Origin of the sequence: Microcoleus vaginatus FACHB-2002 (assembly GCF_040004035.1) — a bacterium.
In the GTDB taxonomy this organism is placed as follows: Bacteria; Cyanobacteriota; Cyanobacteriia; order Cyanobacteriales; family Microcoleaceae; genus Microcoleus; species Microcoleus vaginatus_C.
In genome coordinates, this window is sequence record NZ_JAMPLN010000010.1 from 169,405 (window position 1) to 188,843 (window position 19,439).

The following is a 19,439-nucleotide window of genomic DNA, read 5'->3' on the forward strand; positions in this document are numbered from 1 at the left end:
TCTAGCTGGATTCAGCATTATTTATTAACGCCTAAACCCAGCTTGTTCATAACAGCTTGCTTTTGCCGCAGGTGGCGCTCGCTAAATTGCGATCGCAACGGAATTTCAATGATAAACTCCGTACCTCTCCCAACCTCGGAAGTGCAGCGCAAATAACCTTCATGGGCTTGAATAATCTGATAAGAAATCGCCAAACCCAGCCCGGTACCAGCACCGATAGGTTTCGTGGTATAAAATGGATCGTAAATTTTAGCGATCGCATCATAATCTATGCCAGTGCCATTATCAGCAATGTGAATCTGCACCCACTTGCCATCAACTAAAAGCGTGCGGATGCGAATTTTTAGCAGTGGGCAATAGGTGTTTTGTAAGTTGTCAGAGAAATTATTTTCCCAATAGCCGTTGGTCGAATATCCCTGCTCTACAATCTGCTCTAAAGCATCAATAGCATTAGAACAAATATTCATAAATACTTGGTTAAGCTGCCCCGCGTAGCATTCTAATAGTGGCAAATCTCCATACTCTTTAATCACTTGAATCGGCGGACGGTTTGGTTGTTCTTTCAAGCGGTGCTGCAAAATCATTAAAGTGCTATCGAGACCTTCATGGATATTTACCTTTTTCATATCAGCTTCGTCTAACCGGGAGAAAGTCCGTAAAGATTTAACAATTTCCCTAATTCGCTCTGCTCCAATTTTTATGGAACCAAAAAGTTTTTGCAGGTCTTTTAAAACAAAATCGAGCTCGATGGTTTTAATTTTGTCTGCAATTTCCGGCGCAGGAGTGGGATAATAAACTTGATAAGACTTAATCAATGCCACAAGGTCTTTAATGTATTCCTCAGCCGGAATCAGATTGCCATAAATGAAGTTGACAGGGTTATTTATTTCGTGGGCAACTCCAGCTACCATTTGCCCCAAAGACGACATTTTTTCAGTTTGCACGAGTTGAGCTTGAGCGCCTTTAAGTTGTTGGAGAGCGTTCTCTAACTGCTGAGTTTGTTCTAGCAGTTTAGCTTCCGAGTGCCGCAATGAATTTTCAGCCAAAGAGCGATCGCGATTTTCCTGTTGCAAAAGTTCATTAGCAACTTCTAAAGCGATCGTCCTCTCCATCACCCGTTTTTCCAATTCTAGCATTAATTCCGAGAGTGCTTCTTGAGCTTGTTTGCGCTCGCCAATCTCATTTTGTAAAGCCAAATTTGCCACCGCTAATTGATCGGGACTGGGGATAGCCAAGATTTTTGGAATTAGTTCCACCAGCACTGCAGCTGTAGATAGCGAAATCAGCGCTGTAATCCCTTTAAGAAAACCAGAGAACCAATAATTAGGATGCCACAGCGTCCATATTTCCATAATATGGGTAATTCCGCAGCAGATAATAAAAGAGCCAAACAGCATGAAAACCCAGTCAAAAGGCACGTCTTGCCGCTTTTTTACAATATAAATCAGCGTGATCGGTATCAAAAAATAAGCGACGGCTATCAAACCATCGGACAAAACGTGTAGCCCTACTAATCCAGGTTTCCACAAGTAGCAATGACCGTGAGGAATAAAATAATTTGAAAACATTTCATGAACCATTTGCATCAAATTAACTCGGTTATTTGCTAATCTTTTTTAAAGCTGGTTACAGGAGAGTTTTAAAAACTACTGCCACAAAAATAAGAATTAGAGTTTCGGACTTAACACTTGCGATGAGTAGATGCAGCAAGATGAAACTACTGTTAATTAAATTAACATCAATCGACTCAGCTTTAGCAAAGTCAACTGTCACATTTTTAATTCTGCCTTCACTATCAACTGTGACACCGACATGACATTTTCGCCAACCATCAAGAAAAACTGAGCGCAAATCCTTTCCAGTAGGAGCGCCAGCGCCCATTTAAATTGGGTTATAGCACTCAGTGATCGGTCACGCAACTGGGTAATCACCAGATTTAACGGATTTCACGGATTTAACTTAATGAAGAGAACCCTTCTCAAAAACCTGTAGAGGTGGGTTTACTCTTGTACCCTTGAAGAGTGCAGACAGGCTAAATGCACCCGCCCCCACCCCGCGAGGGAATTCTTTATTGATAGTGATACTTTCGGGGGAGAATTAACCGATGTGACCAATTACCCCCTGAGAAATGTCGCGACAATAGCGTGTGGCAATCCAATAGGCGATCGCTCTGAGCTTTACACTCAATCATAAGTGATAATATCAACGATACACTTATATGGTTATTGCCAGTTATGACGATAGATGAGGTACTACAGCTAACTCGTGTGCGATTACAAAAAGATTTATATCCCGTACAAGAAATCATACTCCGCCAAGTTTGGGAAGGAAAGACTTATACAAGTATCGCATCGGCCTCTCATTACGGAGAGCATTACCTGAGAAACATCGCCTCATCCTTGTGGCAATCTCTCTCTCAAATCTTGCAGACATCTATTAGCAAATCAAATTTTCGCTCTTGTGTAGAATCACGTTCCCTGACCGCAGAGGAACGAGAATTAATTGAAGAATTCACCCGCAGCAAATGCCTAGCAACACCTTTAGAATTTCCCGGCTCTCCCGTGCCCCTGGATTCGCCATTTTATATCCCTCACCCGCTAATTGAAGAACTCGCCTATCGAGAGATTACTAAACCCGGAAGTGTGCTGCGGATTAAAGCTCCCAGGAAGATGGGAAAAAGTTCCCTTCTGCTACGCATTTTAGAGCGCGCGACTTCTCTTGACTATCGCACTGTAAGTTTAGATTTTCAGCAAGCCGAGGAAGCTGTTTTAGACAACCTCGATAAATTTTTACGCTGGTTTTGTGCCAACATCAGCCGTAACCTAGAATTACCACCTCTATTAGATGATTATTGGGATGAAGACATGGGTAGCAAAGTAAGCTGCACCATCTATTTGCAACAATATTTATTAGCAGAAATAAATACTCCTCTTGTGTTAGCTTTAAATGAAGTAAATATAATTTTTGAGTATCCAAAAATTGCCCGAGAATTTTTGCCGCTCCTGCGAAGCTGGCATGAAGAAGCAAAGCGGATTGAAACCTTGGGAAAACTGCGGTTAATTGTTCTTCACTCCACAGAAATTTATATTCCTTTAAAGCTAACTGAATCGCCTTTTAATGTCGGTTTACCGCTGCAATTGCCCTATTTTACAGAAGAGCAGATACTTGCTTTAGCCCAGCGTCACGGACTGGATTGGACAGAGGGTTCCGATGCCGATCGACTGATGGCAATGGTTGGGGGACATCCTTATCTGGTGCGGCTAGCTCTTTACCACCTCTGTCAAAACAGTGTAACGCTAGATCAGCTACTACAACAAGCTCCGACAATAGCGGGAATTTATAAAGATTACTTGCGGAGTTTTTGGGCAACCTTGCAAGAGTATCCCGAACTTGCGGTTGCACTTAAACAAGTGGTAAAATCGGAACACGGAGTGGAATTAGAGCCGATAGTAGCTTCTAAATTAGTTAGTATGGGGCTGATTCATATCGATAATAACCGCTGTACGCTGAGCTGTGAGTTGTATCGCCTATATTTTGCTTCGCACAACTTTATTTAGATCGAGGTTTGAGAGTTTATTTGCGTAAATTATTTTAGAAGGAAGCGATCGCACCACATCCTCACCTCTCAATAAACTCACTCAATACTTACATTTAAATTAATCCATAAACGGCATGATCAAGGTTACATACCAAATTGGTGGCAGTCTCACAACTGATGCGCCTACCTATGTCGAACGACAAGCAGATATCCAACTTTATCAAGCGTTAAAAAGAGGCGACTTTTGCTACATTCTCAATTCGCGACAAATGGGCAAGTCTTCCCTTCTCGTTCGCACCCTGCACCGACTGCAAGCAGAAGGATTTCAATGCAGTACCATTGACATGACCCGCATCGGCAGCGAAAACATTACTCCTTTACAATGGTACAAAGGAATCGTTGGGGATGTGTGGCGCAGCTTTAATTTATTAGGAAAAGTTAATTTAAAAACTTGGTGGAAAGAACAAGAAGAAGTTTCTCTCCTGCAAAGATTGAGTCAGTTTATTGAAGAGATTTTATTGACCCGATTTGCGGAGGAGCGAATTATTATATTTGTCGATGAGATTGATAGTATTTTAAGTTTAGATTTTCCCGTCGATGACTTTTTCGCCTTGATTCGTTATTGTTACAACCAACGAGCCATTAATCCCGCCTACAATCGGATTACCTTCGCGATTTTTGGAGTAGCTGCACCCAGCGATTTAATCGCTGATAAAAATCGGACACCTTTTAATATCGGACGAGCGATAGATTTGCCAGGAATTAATTTAGCGGAAGCGCAACCATTAGCGAAAGGATTAGAAAATGTAATAAATAATCCGCAAGCAGTTATCGCAGTTATCAAAGAAATATTAGCTTGGACGGGTGGACAACCATTTCTGACCCAAAAACTATGTGTATTGGTGGTAAGAACTGCTCAAGAATCTCACAGCAGCAATTTAACAATACCACCGGTAACCGAAGGATTTTTTGTGGAATCGGTAGTAAAAAGGCATATTATCCACAACTGGGAATCGCAAGATGAGCCGGAGCATTTAAAGACGATCCGCGATCGCATTTTACGCAATTCTCAACGCGCCGGAAGATTACTCGGCATTTATCAGCAAATCTTACAAGGCGTAGCAGTAGTAAACGATGATAGCAGCGAACAAATCGAATTATTGCTATCGGGTTTATTAGTCAAACACGAAGGTTACTTGCAGGTAAAAAATCGAATTTATCGAGAAGTATTTAATCTTAAATGGGTAGAGAAACAATTAGGGCAACTGCGCCCTTACTCCCAAACCTTCGATGCTTGGATTGCTTCCAGACAAGAGGATGAGTCGCGGCTGTTACGCGGGCAAGCGCTGAAAGATGCTCAAATGTGGGCGCAGGGAAAAAGCTTGAGCGATCTAGACTATCAATTTTTAGCAGCCAGTCAAGAATTTGACAGAAAAGAAGTAGAAATCCGCTTGGAAGCAGAACGGGCTAAGGAAGTGGAAGCGCGATTGGAGCAAGAAAAACAAGCAATTCGACTGCAACAAATGTTCTTAGGTGCAGTCGTCACTGCCTTGCTCCAATCGCGACTCAATGAAATTAAAGCGATCGCTAAAACCTCTGATGCCCTATTTTCCTCAAATCAGCGCTTAGATGCCCTCGTACAGGCGATCGAAGCCAAGCGCCGCCTGCAAGCTTGGGGTGGAGTCGCTCCAGAAACCGAGACTCAAGTTGAATCCGCCTTACGGCAAGCCGTGTATGGGGCAACCGAGTGCAATCGCTTGTCAGGACATCAAGCTGAAGTTTGGAAAGTAGCTATTAGCCCGGATAGTAACTTGATTGCCTCTGCTAGTCATGACGGGGCGATTAAACTTTGGCGACGAGACGGTACTCTGCTGAAAACACTGGAAGCTTATCGTGGCCCCATTTGGGGACTGACGTTTAGCCCCGACGGTCAAAAATTAGCCTGTGGCGGTGAAGATGGCACCATCAAGCTTTGGGGATGCAACGAGACAGGCGAGTTTGCCACCGAGCCTTATCAAAATTGGAAAGCACACACAGGTACGGTTCAGGTACTAGGATTCAGCCCAGACGGTCGCATTCTCGTATCGGGAAGCGATGATGTTACCGTCAAGCTCTGGCTGCAAGATAGCACGGGTGAGTTTCTCGATCGACCTTACCGGACGCTGCAAGGACATGAAGCTTTTGTCGGGTGCATTGGCTTTAACCCTAACGGTGAAATGTTTGCTTCGAGTGCAGAGCGCTCTATAAAACTGTGGCAGCGAGATGGCACGTTGATTAATAGCTGGCAGGCGCATGATGCTGGCATTTCTCAATTTGTCTTTACTCCAGACGGTCAAACGCTAATTACTGCCAGTCAAGACAAAACCATCAGATTCTGGAACGTTCACGACCTGACTCAGCCCGCACCTCAACCCTACAAAATTCTCCAAGCGCACAGTGCCGGAATTGGCAGTTTGACCGTTAGTGTGGATGGGAGCGCGATCGCTTCCGGCGGTTTGGATAAAACGATTAAACTTTGGGATATTAACGGGACTCAACTGACAACACTTCAGGGTGCTGATGGTGGAGTTTGGAGCTTGGCATTGAGTTCCGATAATACTTACCTCGTATCGGGAACGACAGAAAAAATTGTCCGGGTATGGAAACTTAATAGCCCGATCCAGAAGCAAATGGCTGCCCATAGTTCCGCTATTTGGGATGTGGCGATTAGCCCGGATAATTCCGCGATCGCTACTGCCAGTTTAGATTACACGGCGAAACTCTGGAGTCGGGATGGCAAGTTACTTACAGTTCTCGTCGGACATGAAGCTTCTTTATTTGGCATTGCATTTAGCCCCGACAGTCAAACAATTGCCACAGCCAGTAACGACACGACTGTTAAACTCTGGAGTCGGGATGGCACATTACTCCAGACTTTACGCGGACATAGCGCTCTCGTTTGGTATGTTGCCTTCAGTCCGGACGGCGAAACAATTGCTTCGGTCAGCGCAGACAATACGATTAAACTTTGGCATCGGGATGGGACATTACGCCAGACCCTAACTAGCTATGGCTCAACGGCGCGACGAGTGGCTTTTAGCCCTGACGGTCAATTATTAATCGCTGCGGGCAGTGAAAATTCAGTTGAAATGTGGCATCGCGACGGAACTTTACTAACTTCCCTAACTGGGCATAGCTCTGTTGTTTGTAAGGTGAATTTTAGCCCTGACGGTCAAACGATCGTCTGTGGATGTGCGGACGGAACTGTAAAACTCTGGCGGCGCGACGGTACGCTGTTGCAAACCATTAATGCTCACGGTGGAGCGGTTTGCGGTCTAACCTATACTCCGGACGGCAGTACGCTCGTCACGGGAGGCGCGGATAAAATGGTCAAGCTTTGGCATCAAGATGGCACGTTAATCGAAACCGCGATCGGTCACAGTGGAGCGGTGCGAGCAACTGCCGTTAGCCCTGATGGTCATTTTATTGCTTCAGGGGGTGAAGATAATACTTTAATTTTGTGGAATCTAGAGCAAATTCTCAAGCTCGATTTACTGGAGTATGGTTGCGACTGGGTGCGAGATTATCTGCGAACAAATGCTGATGTGAGGGAGGAGGATAGACATCTGTGCGATGCAGTGGGCGATCGCTAAATTATCCGAAACAATTAACTATCAATTATGAAAGATTATTCTTACCAAATTGGTGGCAGTCTCACAACTGATGCGCCTACCTATGTCGAACGACAAGCAGATATCCAACTTTATGAAGCCTTAAAAGAAGGCGAGTTTTGCTACGTCCTCAACTCCCGACAAATGGGCAAATCTTCCCTTCTCGTTCGTACCTTCCATCGACTGCAAGCCGAAGGATTTCAATGCAGCGCGATCGACATGACCCGCATCGGTAGCGAAAACATTACTCCTTTACAGTGGTATAAAGGAATTGTTGGGGATTTGTGGCGCAGTTTCAATCTCTTAGGGCAACTTAACTTAAAAACCTGGTGGCAAGAACAAGAAGAAGTTTCTCTCCTCCAAAGATTAAGTCACTTTATTGAAGAGGTATTATTAGCGCGATTTACTAACGAGCGAATTTTTATATTTGTCGATGAGATTGACAGTATTTTAAGCTTAGATTTTCCCGTCGATGACTTTTTCGCCTTGATTCGTTATTGTTACAACCAACGAGCCCTTAATCCAGAATACAACCGAATTACCTTCGCCATTTTCGGAGTAGCTGCACCCAGCGATTTAATCGCTGATAAAAATCGGACACCTTTTAATATCGGACGAGCGATAGATTTGCTAGGAATTAATTTAGGGGAAGCGCAACCATTAGCGAAAGGATTAGAAAATGTAATAAATAATCCGCAAGCAGTTATCAAAGAAATATTAGCTTGGACGGGTGGACAACCATTTCTGACCCAAAAACTATGTGTATTGGTGGTAAGAACTGCTAAAGAATCTCACAGCAGCAATTTAACAATACCACCGGGAACCGAAGGATTTTTTGTGGAATCGGTAGTAAAAAGGCATATTATCCACAACTGGGAATCGCAAGATGAGCCGGAGCATTTAAAGACGATCCGCGATCGCATCCTGAGAAACGAACAACGCGCCGGAAGATTGCTCAGCATTTACCAGCCAATCTTGCAAGGTGTGGAAGTACCAACCGATGACAGCCGCGAACAAATCGAACTATTACTATCCGGTTTAGTGGTAAAAAAGCATGGCTATTTGCAGGTAAAAAACAGGATTTATCAAGAAGTATTTAATAGAGAATGGGTAGAGAAACAATTAGGACAACTGCGTCCTTACTCCCAATCTTTCGATGCTTGGAGCGCTGCCCAACAAACAGATGATTCGCGCCTTTTGAGGGGACAAGCCTTAAAAGATGCTCAACTCTGGATGCAGGGAAAAAGTTTGAGCGATTTAGACTATCAATTTTTAGCAGCTAGCGCCGAACTCGACAAGCAAGAAATGCAACTGACCTTAGAAGCAGAAAGGTTAAAAGAAGTCGAAAAAAATGCCAGACGGCAAAAGTGGTTTATTGCTGCACTCTCTTTCGCATTAGCGATCGCCCTCGGTTTAGGAACAGCAGCTTTTTGGCAATATCGTCGAGCTACATTGAGTGAGGTAGAAGCGATCGCCACCTCATCCGAAGCCCTCTTCACCTTAGAGCAAAAATTAGACAGCCTCATCGCCGCCATCAAAGCCAAGCGCAAACTGCAACAACTGGGTGGAGCAAATCCCGAACTAGAAAAGCGCGTGCAATTATTACTAGAGCAGGCCGTTTATGGAGCGTCGGAGTTCAACCGCTTATCAGGACATCAGGCGACACTGTATAGATTAGCAATCAGTCCCGACGCTGGGACAATTGCCTCTGCAAGTACAGATAACCAGGTCAAACTCTGGCAGCGAGATGGCACCCTGATTACGACTCTTCCCCACAACGGTATAGTGCAGAGGATGGCTTTTAGCCCCGACAGCAAACTCCTCGCTTGCGCCAGTGGAGACGGCACAGTTAAAGTTTGGCAGCAAAAGGGAACGTCTTGGGCGGGCCCCAAACTCCTACACAGCCTTGAGGGACACAGTAACGAGTTTAACGGTGTGGCGTTCAGCCCAGATGGCGAGACTTTAGCTGCATCCGGTGAGAATAACACCGTTAAACTGTGGGACAAAAACGGCAATTTATTAACCATTCTCGATCGCACCGATGCGGTGAGGAGCCTGAGCTTTAGCCCCGACGGGGAAATGCTCGTTAGCGGAAGTGCGGAGGGGACGATCCGATTGTGGAAAAAAGACGGCCCATTCTGGACCTCCGTAAAGTTACGGAGAACGTTTCAAGCACACAGCGCTGCCATTTGGGAGGTCGAGTTCAGTCCACAGGGCGAGATATTTGCCTCTGCGAGCATGGATAAGACCGTTAAACTTTGGCGCTCCCATACCCCGTCAGACGAAGAGTTACAGCCTATACGAACCCTTAAGGGTCACGCATCTGGGGTTGAGAGTCTAGATTTCAGTCCTGACGGTAAGATTATCGCCACAGGCAGCGGCGATCGCACAATCAAATTTTGGAGCAAAGACGGCAAAGATCTGAGAACTTTTGCAGGACATCGCAGTGCGTTATGGAATATCGATTTCAGTCCTGACGGCAGTTTCATTGCTTCCCTGGGTATAGGAAATGCTGTCAAACTTTCGCAGCCGAAAAACATTTTTTTCTTGCCCCTGCTAGGTCATGACGCTGCTGTTTATAGAGCTGCTTTCGCTCCTGACGGAAAAATCGTCGCCACTGCCAGTACAGACGGCACGGTGAAACTTTGGCGCGTCGATGGCACGTTGCTGAAGACGCTTAAGGAGGGTACAGGGGGGCTTTGGGATGTGGCATTCAGTCCTGACGGTAAACTCATTGCTTCAGGGGGTGAAAAAACAGTTAAACTCTGGCACAAGGATGGCAGATTTCTGAGAGAAATCAACGCCCACAAAGGTGTAGTTTACGGAATTACTTGGAGTCCGGACGGTAAAATTATTGCCTCCGCAAGCTCAGACGGCACGGTGAAACTCTGGCAGCCAGACGGCGTGTTAGTGCGAACTCTGAAGCTAGATGGCAGCGGCTTCTGGAGTGTGGCCTTTAGCCCTGATGGAAAAGCTTTAGCCGCCGTCGGTAGCAGCGGTACTCTCGCTATCTGGAAGCCCGATGGCACTTTGTTGCAGGCGATTGATGCCCATCCGGCTATGATTATGGGGGTCAGTTTCAGTCCTGATGGCAAGACTCTAGCCTCAGCCAGTACAGATGGCACCGCCAAACTCTGGAAATTAGAGTCCTCAGACACCTCAGTTCCTCACAAAACACTGCTACGGAGAACGCTTAAAGGTCACGCATACGGAGTGCAGGGAATTTCCTTTAGCCCGGATGGTGAAATCGTCGCTACGGCAAGTCTGGATAACACGGTGAAACTCTGGAATAAAAATGGCATCTTGCTGAGGACGCTCACGGGACATAGAGGTTTGGTGCCAAAAGTTTCCTTTAGTCCCGACGGCACTTTCCTTGTCTCCGCCAGCCATGACCAAACGGCGGTTTTGTGGGATGTGAAGCGAATTCTCAATACAGATCCACTGGCTTTTGGTTGCGGCTGGGCGCGGGATTATCTGCGAACAAATGCCGATGTGAAGGAGGAGGATAGACATTTGTGCGATGCAGTGGGCGATCGCTAAATTATCCGAAACCATGAACTATCAATTATGAAAGATTACTCTTACCAAATTGGTGGCAGTCTCAAAACTGATGCGCCTACCTATGTCGAACGACAAGCCGATATCGAACTTTATGAAGCCTTAAAACTCGGCGAGTTTTGCTACGTCCTCAACTCCCGACAGATGGGAAAATCTTCCCTTCTCGTTCGCACCCTGCACCGACTGCAAGCAGAAGGATTTCAATGCAGCACGATCGACATGACCCGCATCGGTAGCGAAAACATTACTCCTTTACAGTGGTATAAAGGAATCGTTGGGGATTTGTGGCGCAGTTTCCATCTTGTAGGAAAGGTTAATTTAAAAACCTGGTGGCAAGAACAAGAAGAAGTTTCTCTCCTGCAAAGATTGAGTCAATTTATTGAAGAGATATTATTGGTAAAATTTCCAGAGGAGCGAATTTTTATATTTGTGGATGAGATTGATAGTATTTTAAGTTTAGATTTTCCGGTAGATGATTTTTTCGCCTTGATTCGTTTCTGCTACAATCAACGAGCTATCAATCCAGAATACAATCGAATTACTTTCGCGATTTTCGGAGTAGCTACACCCAGCGATTTAATCGCCGATAAAAATCGGACACCTTTTAATATCGGACAATCGATCGATTTGTCAGGATTTAGCTTAGAAGAAGCGCAACCATTAGCGAAAGGGTTAGAAAAGGTCATAGCCAATCCGCAGGCAGTTCTCAAAGAAATCTTATATTGGACGGGAGGACAGCCATTTTTAACGCAAAAAATATGTGAAGTAGTAGTGAAAATGGCGCGGAAAGCCCACAGCGGTGATTTAAAAATACCACCGGGAACCGAGGGATTTTTTGTGGAATCGTTGGTGAGAGAAAACATCATCAATAAATGGGAATCGCAAGATGAGCCTGAGCATTTAAAGACAATTCGCGATCGCATTTTGAGAAATGAGCAACGTGCTGGAAGACTCCTGGGAATCTATCAAAAAATCTTACAAGGAGTGGAAGTACCCACCGATGACTCGCGAGAACAGGTAGAACTCTTGCTGTCTGGTTTGGTAGTAAAATCTCAGGGGTTTTTACAGGTAAGGAACCGCATTTATCAAGAAGTATTTAACAAAAAATGGGTCGAAAAAAACCTCGCTTCCTTGCGTCCATACTCTCAAGCCTTTGATGCTTGGATAACGTCCAAGCAGACCGATAAATCCCGACTGTTGCGCGGACAAGCCTTGAAAAATGCTCAAGCTTGGGCCCAGGGTAAAAGTTTGAGTGACTTAGATTATCAATTTTTAGGCGCTTCTGAAGAATTAGACCGCCGAGAAATGCAGGTAGGATTGGAAGCAGAACGGGCTAAAGAAATTGAAGCTAGACTAACAGAAGAACAAAAAAGATTAGCTGTAGAGAAAAAAAGTTCAAGGCGACAAAGATTTTTGCTCTTTGTAGTAACAATAGCATTAATTATCGCCTGTGCATTGGGGGTAGCGGTGTATTTTCAGTATCGGCAAACGGCTGTCAGCGAAATCAAAGCGATCGCCAAATCTTCCGAAGCACTATTCGCCTCAAATCAAAAATTAGACGCATTCATAGAGGCAATCAGAGGAAAGCGACAACTACAAAAGTTAGGTATTGTAGACCCAGAGCTCGAAGGCTCAGTTAAAGAAGCTCTCCATCAAGCTGTTTATGGAGCCGTTGACTATAATCATTTATCGGGGCATGACAATGTGGTTAATGATGTAACATTCAGCCCTGATGGAGAACTCATAGCCTCAGCTTCTGCCGACACAACGATCGATCTTTGGGAAAAAGACGGTACAAAACTAGGAATCCTTCAAGGGCATAACAATGCAGTTTTGGGAGTCGTATTTAACCCCAGAGGCGATCTAATTGCTTCGGGTTCGGGGGATAACACAGTCAAACTTTGGCGCAAAAACAGTACAAATTCACCAAAGGTCAAACCGAGTTATACCTTGTGGCAGACCTTAAAAGGACATACCAATAATATTTCACAAGTCGCGATCGCTCCTAACAATCAAATTATTGCTTCGGCTTCTAAAGATAAAACAGTTAAACTCTGGAGTACAGACGGTAAACTGCTGAGAACTCTCACCGGACATACAGATGAAGTTGACAGCGTTGCCTTGAGCCCGGACAGTCAAATTATTGCATCTGCTTCTAAAGATAAAACTATCAAACTCTGGAATGCAGACGGTAAACTGATCAGAACTCTGAGGGGACATACGGATAGGGTCAAGAATGTTGCCTTCAGCCCTCAAGGAAATCTCATCGCCTCGGCGAGTTGGGATAAAACGGTCAAACTTTGGCACATTGATGGAACTTTAGTCAAAACCCTAACTGGACACAGCGATGCCGTGACAAAAATCGCTTTTAACCCTCAAGGTGGTTTGCTTGCCTCGGCAAGTCTAGACAGAACAGTCAAACTTTGGCAGCTTGACGGCACTCTGGTAAAAACCCTGCTAGTCGCCAAGGATGTCGTCTCTGGATTGGCTTGGAGTCCTGACGGGAAAATCTTTGCCTCATCGAGTTGGGATGGCCCGATCGCACTCTGGAAGCTTGATGACAGTTTGCTCAAGACTCTTAACGGACATCAAGCATCAATTTACACCATAAAATTTAGTCCAGATGGTAAGACAATTGCCACCGCCAGTCGTGACAATACCGTTAAACTTTGGCGGCTTGATGGTAGCTTAATTCGCACTTTCCCCAAACAAGCCGATAAACTTTTCGGAGTAGATTTCAGCCCAAACGGAGACACGATTGCTACAGGCGGTTATGACGGCACTGTTCGATTGTGGCGACTAGATGGAACCTTAATCAAGACTTTTACTGGACATCAAGGTAGAGTTTTCGCGGTTGATTTCCATCCCGATGGGCAGTCAATCGCCTCGGCGGGCGAGGACAAAACGGTCAAAGTCTGGAGGATTGACGGCACCCAATTGGCAACTCTCAAAGGGCATACCGATCACATTAATGGAGTTGCCTTTAGTCCTGATGGAAAGCTGATTGCCTCTGGTAGTGTGGACGGCACTATCAAACTTTGGCAGTGGGATAATGCGATCGCCTCTGGAAAGCCCAGCTACAAGCTTCTACACACTTTAACAAGCCATCGCCGTCAGGTGGCGGGAGTGGCATTTAGCCCTGACGGCAAGACTCTCGCTTCAGCAGGTATGGATAGCATGGTGAGACTTTGGCGGTTGGAGGGTACAGAAATTAGAGCCTTAAAGGGACACAAAAATGGGGTATTCGGAGTGGCATTTAGCCCGGATGGCAAGACTCTCGCTTCAGCAAGTTTTGACGGCACTGTTAAACTTTGGAGGTACGATGGTCAAGAGCTTGAAACTTTAAAAGGACACGGGGATGGGGTGTTCGGAGTCAGCTTTAGCCCTGATGGAAAGTTCATCGCCTCAGCCAGTCAGGATACCACAGCAATTGTGTGGAATTTAGAGCGAATTTTCCAGCTCGATTTTCTCCAGTATGGATGCGACTGGGTGCGGGATTATCTGCGGACGAATCCCCATGTGAAGGAGGAGGATAGGCATTTGTGCGATGCAGTGGGCGATCGCTAAATTATCCGAAACAATTAACTATCAATTATGAAAGATTATTCTTACCAAATTGGTGGCAGTCTCACAACTGATGCGCCTACCTATGTCGAACGACAAGCAGATATCGAACTTTATCAAGCCTTAAAAAGAGGCGAGTTTTGCTACATTCTCAATTCGCGACAAATGGGCAAGTCTTCCCTTCTCGTCCGCACCTTCCATCGATTGCAAGCCGAAGGATTTCAATGCAGCACGATCGACATGACCCGCATCGGTAGCGAAAACATTACTCCTTTACAGTGGTATAAAGGAATCGTTGGGGATTTGTGGCGCAGTTTCCATCTTGTAGGAAAAGTTAATTTAAAAACCTGGTGGCAAGAACAAGAAGAAGTTTCTCTCCTGCAAAGATTGAGTCAATTTATTGAAGAGATATTATTGGTAAAATTTCCGACTGAGCGGATTTTTCTATTTGTCGATGAGATTGATAGTATTTTAAGCTTAGATTTTCCCGTCGATGACTTTTTCGCCTTGATTCGTTATTGTTACAACCAACGAGCCATTAATCCAGAATACAACCGGATTACATTCATAATTTTCGGAGTAGCTACACCCAGCGATTTAATCGCCGATAAAAATCGGACACCTTTTAATATCGGACAAGCGATCGATTTGTCAGGATTTAGCTTAGAAGAAGCGCAACCATTAGCGAAAGGGTTAGAAAAGGTCATAGCCAATCCGCAGGCAGTTCTCAAAGAAATCTTATATTGGACGGGAGGACAGCCATTTTTAACGCAAAAAATATGTGAAGTAGTAGTGAAAATGGCGCGGAAAGCCCACAGCGGTGATTTAAAAATACCACCGGGAACCGAGGGATTTTTTGTGGAATCGTTGGTGAGAGAAAACATCATCAATCAATGGGAATCGCAAGATGAGCCTGAGCATTTAAAGACAATTCGCGATCGCATTCTTAGCAACGAACAACGCGCAGGTAGATTGCTAGGCATTTATCAGCAAATCTTACAAGGCGTAAAAGCTGCAACCGATGAGAGCCGAGAGCCAATCGAACTCTTGCTATCGGGATTAGTCGTCAAACAGCCGGGTTATTTGCAGGTAAAAAGCCCTATTTATCGAGAAGTATTTAACCTCGAATGGGTAGAGAAACAATTAGGGAAACTGCGCCCTTACTCTCAAGCCTTCGATGCTTGGATTGCTTCTAAACAACAGGATGAATCGCGGCTGTTGCGCGGTCAAGCCCTGAAAGACGCTCAGTTATGGGCCCAAGGAAAAAGTTTGAGCGACTTGGATTATCAATTTATCGCTGCCAGTCAAGACCTCGATAGCCAAGAAATCCAACTCGTTTTAGAAGCAGAACGGACAAAAGAGGTAGAAGCGCGACTTAGAGAAGAACAAATACGGCTCGCACAAGAAAAAAGAGCGGCCAAACGACAAAGAATTTTGCTATTTGCTGTGAGTGGTGCATTGCTGTTTGCCTGCATTTTAGGAGTTACAACTTATTTTCAGTATCGCCGAGCCGCAGAAAACGAACGTCAAGCAAGGATTAGTGAAATTAGAGCGCTGGCATCTTCTTCTGAGGGATTGTTTGCCTCAAACCGGAGATTAGACGCCCTGATAGAAGCTATCAAAGCTACACGAAAATTACAAAGATTAAAATCGGCAGATGCCAGTATCGATCGCACAGTTGAAAATGTACTGCGACAAGCCGTTTATCAAGCAGATGAATACAACCGTTTTTCCGGGCATCAAGCGGCTGTGATGACAGTGGATATCAGTCCTGACAGCAAGCTAATTGCCTCGGCAAGCGTAGATAAAACCGTTAAAATTTGGCGACGAGATGGAACGGAAATTGCCACTCTCACAGGTCATCAAGCGCTCGTTCGCAGAGTCAAATTTAGCCCAGACGGTCAGCTAATTGCTTCTGGAAGTGACGATGGTACTGTAAAACTTTGGAAGTTGGACGGCACTTTGCTAAAAACTTTTCAGGGTAACAGTCTTGCAGTGTGGGGAGTTGCTTTTAGTCCTGACGGTCAAATAATTGCCTCTACAAGTCAGGATAACACTGTGAAACTCTGGAAGTTAGACGGTACTTTGTTAAAAACTTTCCCAGCCCGTACTGGTGGTGCCTTAACTTCACTGGCATTTAGTCCCGATGGCAAAATAATTGCATCTACAAGTGGAGACAAAACCATAAAACTCTGGAAGCTGGACGGTACTTTTCTGAGATCGCTTGTAGGTCATACTGCTGTCGTATGTTCAGTGGCGTTTAGTCCCGACGGTAAAACAATTGTTTCGGTAAGTGGAGACAAAACCATAAAAGTTTGGAAACTTGACGGTACTTTGCTGAGGACGCTTGTAGGTCATACTGCTGTCATATCTTCAGCGGAGTTTAGTCCCGACGGTCAAAAAATCGTCTCTGGAAGTCGGGATAAAACTGTCAAAATTTGGAATATCGACGGCACAGGACTGACTACCTTCAGCGGTCACAGCGCGTCGATTTGGGATTTAGCTTGGAGTCCCGACGGCAGCTATATTGCTTCGGCGGGTGCAGAAAACACCGTCAGATTGTGGGAAAGTCAAAATCCCTTACAGACAACCATTACTGCCCATAAAGGTGCAATTTGGGGAATCGATATCAGTGCGGATAGTTCTACGATCGCTACTTCTAGCGAGGACGGTACAGTTAAACTTTGGAGTCGGGAAGGCAAATTGTTGGCGACTTTCACTGGAAAAAACTCGGTACTCTATGGTGTTGGTGTTGCTATCAGTGCGGATGGCAAGTTAATTGCTGCTACCAGAAACGATAATAAGGTGAATATTTGGGAGCGAAATGGGAAAGCGATCGCAACTTTAACGGGTCATCAAGCTACCGTCTTTACAGTCGCTTTCAGTCCAGACGCTCAAATTATTGCTACGGGAAGCCTAGATAACACAATTAAGCTTTGGCGGCGCGACGGTACATTATTGCATACGATGACCGGACATCACGCTCCTGTTTGGCAGCTAGCATTTAGTCCCGACGGTCAGTTAGTTGCCTCCGCCGGGGGAGACGGTACTGTAAAGTTGTGGAAGCTGGACGGTAGTTTGGTGAGAACTTTCGGAGGTCACACTACGGCAGTTTGGAGAGTTGCTTTTAACCATCAAGGTAATATCATCGCTTCTGGTAGTGGAGACAAAACCGTTAAGCTTTGGACAATTGACGGTAAATTACTCAGAACGCTTTCAGGTCACACAGCAGCAGTGTGGGGAGTGAGGTTTAGTCCCGACAGTCAAATTATTGCTTCTGGCGGTGTAGACAACACGGTGAAGTTGTGGAAACTCGACGGTACGCAACTAACGACGCTTAGGGGTCACACTGCGGCGATTAGGGGATTAGCCTACAGTTCTGACGGAAAGTTTGTGGCTTCCGTCAGTGAGGATAACACGCTGATTCTGTGGAATGTGGAGCGAGTGTTGAATCTGAATTTGTTGGGTTATGGTTGCGATCGCGTGCGCGATTATTTGCGGACGAATGCGATGGTGGAGAATGGCGATCGTTTGTTGTGCGATGGTATTGGAACGGAATAATATCAAGTCCACTTTATTATAGCAATCCTTGCAGGAGTCGTAAATTTTTTACCCCACCCCAACCCTCCCCGAACCCGCTGGGAGTCCGTAAGAAATTCACAAATGATGCGAGGATTGCTATAATAACTACAGAGTAATGAAATCGCTAGCGGTGAGAATACCGGGCGTAATATTGTTAAGCTTCGCCAACAATTGATTGGTATCTGTCACAGTAATCAAAGTTTGATTGTTGCTGGAAGTAATACTGAGTTGATTAAAACTCAAATCAGAATTCAACCCAATTAAATCCTCTCCCTTGCGGAAATCATTAATGATGTCGCTACCCAAACTTTGATTGAGGAAAAACACATCATTTCCCGAACCTCCCGTCAATGTATCGTCGCCAACATCCCCGGAAAGGAAATCGGCACCGCTGCCACCGCTGAGAATATCACTACCTTTGCCGCCGTACAGGGTATCGTTACCGATGTCGCCGCAGATCACATCGTTTTCATTGCCGCCCAACAGCAAGTCGTTGCCCTCACCGCCATCGAGACTGTCGTTTTCTTTGCCGCCGTACAGGGTATCGTTACCGATGTCGCCAAAAATCAGGTCTGTACCTTCATTGCCAAAGGCAATATCGTTGCCATTTCCAGCATTAATTGTGTCATTTCCTAAGTTGCCTAAAATGTAGTCGTCACCATCTTCACCCAGCAAGATATCGTCCTCTTTACCGCCGAAAATGCTGTCGTTGCCAACGCCGCCGGCAACTGTATCATTGCCGAGATCTCCCCTCAACAAGTCCTCGTCATCTCCCCCAACAACAGTGTCAGGATCTTTGCCAGCGTAGATGGTATCGTTGCCAGCGCCGCCAGAGATGAAATCGCTGCCTTCATTACCAAAAATTGAGTCGTTATCTGCGCCGCCGTCAATGTTGTCATTGCCGCCCATGCCGTAGAGAGTATCGTTGCCGGCGAGTCCGTTAATTGACTCGTTAATGCCACCGCCCATGATGAAGTCGGTAGTGTCGCCGCCGTTGATAGTTTCTTGGACGGGGTTGGGGGTGATGGTGGCAGGATCTAGTTGCGGGGCGTTGAGGCTATCGAGTAGGCAATCATCTACGGCCGGAGTTGGCGTGGGAGTCGGAGTCGGTTCCGGTGTGGGAGTCGGAGTCGGTTCCGGTGTGGGAGTCGGAGTCGGTTCCGGTGTGGGCGTCGGAGTTGGTTCCGGTGTGGGAGTTGGAGTCGGAGTGGGAGTCGGAGTGGGAGTTGGAATCGGCGTCGGAGTAGGAGTCGGCGTGACTGTAGGGTTAAATTCGTAAGCGCCAATATCAACGATCGCACTTCCGTTATTATCACCATCTTGAGGGCGAATGACACCACGCTGATCCTCCGCCGGCGCGCCCGCACCAGTACCGGTATCAATTGCCGGACTTCCTACTAGCAGCGGCAACACAAAAGCGCCGTTAATATTTTCCAAAGGGCCGAGTAAGGGGTCTGCGATCGTCACATTTGCCGTAACATTACTATCATTAGGATCTCCGGTCGTCAGTTTAGCGGGAAATTGAAGATTGTTTCCCCCATCGATGA

The 19,439-nt window shown here is 45.7% G+C and carries 7 protein-coding genes; 5 read left to right on the top strand and 2 right to left on the bottom strand.

Translation table 11 applies throughout. From position 1 onward, the window contains the following. Positions 1-17 precede the first annotated feature (17 nt). Positions 18-1,586, bottom strand: a complete 1,569-nt coding sequence (locus NDI35_RS11635) for a sensor histidine kinase (RefSeq protein ID WP_445312873.1) — start codon at positions 1,584-1,586, stop codon at positions 18-20. Positions 1,587-2,267: 681 nt separating this feature from the next. On the opposite strand from NDI35_RS11635, the gene NDI35_RS11640 reads away from it, so the two are divergent. From NDI35_RS11640 to NDI35_RS11660, 5 genes are all read left to right on the top strand, one after another. After that, positions 2,268-3,557: an AAA-like domain-containing protein gene (locus NDI35_RS11640; protein ID WP_445312874.1), complete on the top strand. Its 1,290-nt coding sequence runs from the start codon at positions 2,268-2,270 to the stop codon at positions 3,555-3,557. Between the two features lie 115 nt (positions 3,558-3,672). Then, complete coding sequence (locus NDI35_RS11645) at positions 3,673-7,170, top strand: AAA-like domain-containing protein (RefSeq protein WP_445312875.1); 3,498 nt, start codon at positions 3,673-3,675, stop codon at positions 7,168-7,170. Between the two features lie 27 nt (positions 7,171-7,197). Continuing rightward, on the top strand, positions 7,198-10,728 hold the full coding sequence (locus NDI35_RS11650; protein WP_445312876.1) for an AAA-like domain-containing protein: 3,531 nt from the start codon (positions 7,198-7,200) through the stop codon (positions 10,726-10,728). Positions 10,729-10,755: 27 nt separating this feature from the next. Continuing rightward, the gene (locus tag NDI35_RS11655; protein WP_445312877.1) at positions 10,756-14,313 is read left to right on the top strand and encodes a WD40 domain-containing protein; all 3,558 of its coding nucleotides are present in this window, start codon (positions 10,756-10,758) and stop codon (positions 14,311-14,313) included. Between the two features lie 27 nt (positions 14,314-14,340). Next, on the top strand, positions 14,341-17,871 hold the full coding sequence (locus NDI35_RS11660; RefSeq protein WP_445312878.1) for a WD40 domain-containing protein: 3,531 nt from the start codon (positions 14,341-14,343) through the stop codon (positions 17,869-17,871). 126 nt (positions 17,872-17,997) lie between these two features. Here the strand turns inward: NDI35_RS11660 and NDI35_RS11665 are convergent. Further along, positions 17,998-19,439 (bottom strand): choice-of-anchor Q domain-containing protein (locus NDI35_RS11665; protein WP_445312879.1); only part of this gene is annotated, 1,442 nt, incomplete at its 5' end.